Consider the following 1,604-nt stretch of genomic DNA (forward strand, 5'->3'; position numbering starts at 1 on the left):
AACGCCCGCACACCCATGCAAGCCATGAAGGACTGGCATCGCACACATCCGCATATGTTTCACAAGCGACCATATGATCGTCCGGGATTCGACAGTTAGCTTTTACTTGGGCTCTTGCTCCCGAAGCCATCCGATTACGATGTCAGCTATCTGCTTATCGTAGCCGCGATAGTCGTGCTTTGCTCCAGGTATAGGAACCTGCTTGAAGCGGTCTGAGACAAATGGCTTCCTAAATTCAGCGAATTTAAGATCCTGGTCGCTTTCCGCGTAGATGTCGATCACAGGGATCTTCACCTTGCGCAGGTTCAAGTTCGTGTTAAGAGGCTCAGTTCCCCCAGCCCAGAGCCCCACGCCGATGAAGCCCACTACACCAGCATCAGGGTTATTGGCCAGAAAGGCGCTCGTCATTCGGCCTCCCATGCTGTAGCCCATGAGATATACGCGCTCGACTCCCTTCTCTTTTCTGAGGAAATCTATTGCCGCCTGGATGCGCTGGTAGGCCTCTGGAAATGTCGAGGCATACTGCTGAAACAGTTCCGGTCCGATTCTGCCGGGAAGTACTGGCATCTGGAGGGAAAGTGTATGGAATCCGAGCTCCCGATTGACCGCTTTGCGTAGTGGCCCCACAACTTGCGAATCAGGATCCAAACCTTGCCCGTGGGCGAGAATGACCGCACTTTTTGATCCCCTCCCTTCAAGGTACTCACCATTCGGCATCTGCGCCCAAACGTTCCCAGCGACAGCAGTCAAAGCGAGAATGAGGTAGATCCGGAACTTTTGCATAGCGTGGTCTCCCCTGTGAGAGCTAACGTGTGAGCTCAGGGCGCGGCCCGTCAGGGCCGTCGACCCTGCAGCGAGTTGTTATGCGGCGGCAGCGAATGCGATAAAGGCATCTCTGCGACCAACTGAAGACACGGTTTCTCCGTGGATGAAGTAGTTGCCACTACCAATGACATAAAGAAGCTTATCTAGCGCGTATGGTGTAACTCCCGCATCAGCAGCAAGGCTCTGAACGACTTTCAGAACTTTGTAGTCGGTCTCCTTATCTCCGATGATGCCAACTCCGGCAAGAATCTTTTTCACATGGCGATCCGGCTTGGCGTAACACTCAAACCCCATGTCGATTAGGAAGTTGCACGCCAATGCAAAGCCACACCCGCGGATTTCGCTCTGGATAATTAATGGTAGTGCAGCCTGGGTCTTATCCGATGCCGCCATCTCTGCTACCCAAGATTCAAATTCCTCATGGCTGGAGAAGCCACTCAGGAATTCAGCAGTCGACAGGATGGTTTCGCAATATTTTGGCCAAACGCTACGCGCCGTCGTTCTTATTGCCTTCTTTGGCTTGAATGCCTTCTTGATTGCAGCCAGTAGCTCTCTGGAATTGCCCTTGTATGCTGCCGCAGTTCTGACCGGATCGAATTCGAACGTGACCCTTGAGAGATCCGAGATGCTCTTGTTAGGGAGGGCTCCCTCCAGCATCTGCTGTGTTCCGCCCGCCTGAGTGAGCGAGGCTCCATGTCGTTTCGTGTGGAAAGCAACACCGTCACTGGGGCATCGCCGGCGCGAACGGACTGGCCGGCAGGTGCTTGAGCTTGGACATG

The 1,604-nt window shown here is 53.9% G+C and carries 2 protein-coding genes; both read right to left on the reverse strand.

Annotation, left to right across the window (positions count from 1 at the left end):
* Nucleotides 1-102: 102 nt before the first annotated feature.
* Nucleotides 103-783, reverse strand: a complete 681-nt coding sequence (locus F615_RS0117305) for a dienelactone hydrolase family protein (RefSeq protein WP_019562398.1) — start codon at nucleotides 781-783, stop codon at nucleotides 103-105.
* A 78-nt stretch (nucleotides 784-861) separates the two neighbouring features.
* On the reverse strand, nucleotides 862-1,604 hold a 743-nt coding region (locus F615_RS19110; protein WP_211211822.1), incomplete at its 5' end, for a hypothetical protein.

The sequence above is a fragment of the Caldimonas manganoxidans ATCC BAA-369 genome, from assembly GCF_000381125.1.
In the GTDB taxonomy this organism is placed as follows: Bacteria; Pseudomonadota; Gammaproteobacteria; order Burkholderiales; family Burkholderiaceae_C; genus Caldimonas; species Caldimonas manganoxidans.